A 1,984-nucleotide genomic window follows, 5' to 3' on the forward strand; every position below is an offset into this window, starting at 1 on the left:
TTCGGGTGGCTCAGCCAGGCAGCCGCTCAGGTGCGCACGGCTTGCGCGCCGTGGCTGGCGGCTGGCGCTGGCAGCGCTTCCTTGCCCCGTACCTGCCCTTCTTCGAGCAGGAAGTCGATAAAGGCGCGCACCTTGGTCGGCAAGAACTTGCGGCTCGGGTAGACCACGCTGACATCGCGCCGCGGCAGCTGGTATTGCGGCAGCACGTGCACCAGCTTGCCGGAATCGATATTGGGGCGCGCCAGGTAGGACGACAGCATGGCCACGCCCATGTCGGCCAGCGCCGCCTGGTGGGCCAGCTCGGCATTGCTGCATAGCAGCCCGGGGCGGATCGGCACGGTCACCTCGCCTTCCGGGCCCAGCAGCGTCCATTCGTGCTCGGCGCTGGGCAGGCGCATGGCAATGCAGCGGTGGTGGCTGAGTTCATGGGCATGGCGGATCGGCGCGTGCGCCGCCACGTAGCCCGGCGACGCGCACAGGATCACCTCGGCCGACAGCAGCGGGCGCGCCACCAGGTGCGAGCCCAGGCCCAGGTCGGACAGCATCACGGCCACGTCACGGCCTTCTTCGACGATATCGACGTTGCGGTCCGACAGGATCACGTCGAACACCACGTCCGGATACAGCTGCTGGAAGCGCGCCAGCAATTCCGGCAGCAGGTGCAGGCCGAACATCACCGGGGTGACCAGCCGCAGCGTGCCGGACAGCGACTGGCTGCGCGCCGTGACCACGCTTTCGGCTTCTTCCACGTCTTCCAGGATCTGCTGGCAGCGCTGCAGGTAGGTTTCGCCGGCGTCGGTCAGCGACAGGCTGCGGGTGGTGCGGTTGAGCAGGCGCGTGCCCAGATGGCTCTCCAGGTCGGCCACGTAGCGCGTCACCACTGCGTTGGACATTTCCAGCTGCTGCGCTGCACGCGCGAAGCTTCCCAGTTCCACCACCTTGGAAAACACACGCATCGATTGCAGGCGATCCATGACACAGTCTCCCGGTTCTGCGCTGAATTCTTACGTAATCAGCCTATTTTATTGTTCGAATCAAAACTAATCATTGTGGATCCTGATATTTATTGATATGAGGGAAATGCCTAATATCTAGCCATCGGATGCCGCAATGCAACATAGTCTTTCGTCTAAGTGACGAATCAGGCATCCAGCAATAGAGAAAGCCTGAATCATGAAAACCAACCGCTACGCCCTGATCGCTGTCGCCACCCTCGCCGCCGCCCTGTCGGCCGCACCGGCCTTCGCCAAGAACGGCAAGTTCGATGTGTTCACCGACGGCGCCAAGGTAGCCAAGTTCGATCCGTACACCGACGGAGCCCGCACCGGCAAGTTCGATCCGTACGTCGATGGGGCCCGCACCGGCAAGTTCGACATCTACGCCGAAGGCGCCAAGTACGACACCACTACCGATCGCGCGCCGCTGTAAGGCCGCCTGCCGTCTCAGGCCCCGCCTCCCCGGCGGCCTCTGGCAGCGCGATCCCGGGGCTGCTTCCTCCCCTTGTGCGGCCCCGCCTGCTTCAAACCTGGTCTCCACAGGTCCTTGGGGGAGCGCCTAGCAGCCTCTCCGCCTTTATTGGAGAAGAAGCCCGCACCGGTTCCGGTTGCGGGCTTCTTTGTTTCTGCATCCGGCAGGTTTGCAACCACTGGCGAACGATTATGCCAGACGCCGCAAATGAAAAACGGGCCATGACGGCCCGTTTTGCTGACCCCCTACGACTTCAGTCGTCGTAGTGGTGGCGATGGTGGTGCTTGTGCTTCTTGCGCTTGTAGCTGCTGTTGTAATAGCGGCGGTCATTGTCGTACGAGTTGCTGCGCGAGACATTGCCGCCCAGCGCCGCACCCGCGCCGCCGCCCAGGCCGGCGCCGATCAAACCGCCGGTGCGGCCGCCCATGGCGTTGCCAGCCGCGGTGCCGGCACCGCCGCCCAGCGCGCCGCCGATGATGGCACCGGTGCGCTCGCGGCGGTTGGGGGGTACTGCGCC

The 1,984-nt window shown here is 64.4% G+C and carries 2 protein-coding genes and 1 pseudogene; 1 reads left to right on the plus strand and 2 read right to left on the minus strand.

Going from position 1 to position 1,984, the window contains the following annotated elements:
• Positions 1–26: 26 nt before the first annotated feature.
• Positions 27–974 carry a LysR family transcriptional regulator gene (locus CF68_RS08430; RefSeq protein ID WP_035817415.1) on the minus strand — a complete coding sequence of 316 codons (948 nt, stop codon included), beginning with the start codon at positions 972–974 and terminating at the stop codon, positions 27–29.
• A 199-nt stretch (positions 975–1,173) separates the two neighbouring features.
• On the opposite strand from CF68_RS08430, the gene CF68_RS08435 reads away from it, so the two are divergent.
• Complete coding sequence (locus CF68_RS08435) at positions 1,174–1,428, plus strand: hypothetical protein (protein ID WP_035817417.1); 255 nt, start codon at positions 1,174–1,176, stop codon at positions 1,426–1,428.
• A gap of 292 nt (positions 1,429–1,720) precedes the next feature.
• Here CF68_RS08435 and CF68_RS38135 read toward each other — a convergent pair.
• Positions 1,721–1,984: pseudogene (locus tag CF68_RS38135) on the minus strand (hypothetical protein); the annotation flags it as partial.

It is taken from the genome of Cupriavidus sp. SK-4 (assembly GCF_000611125.1).
Taxonomy (GTDB): domain Bacteria; phylum Pseudomonadota; class Gammaproteobacteria; order Burkholderiales; family Burkholderiaceae; genus Cupriavidus; species Cupriavidus necator.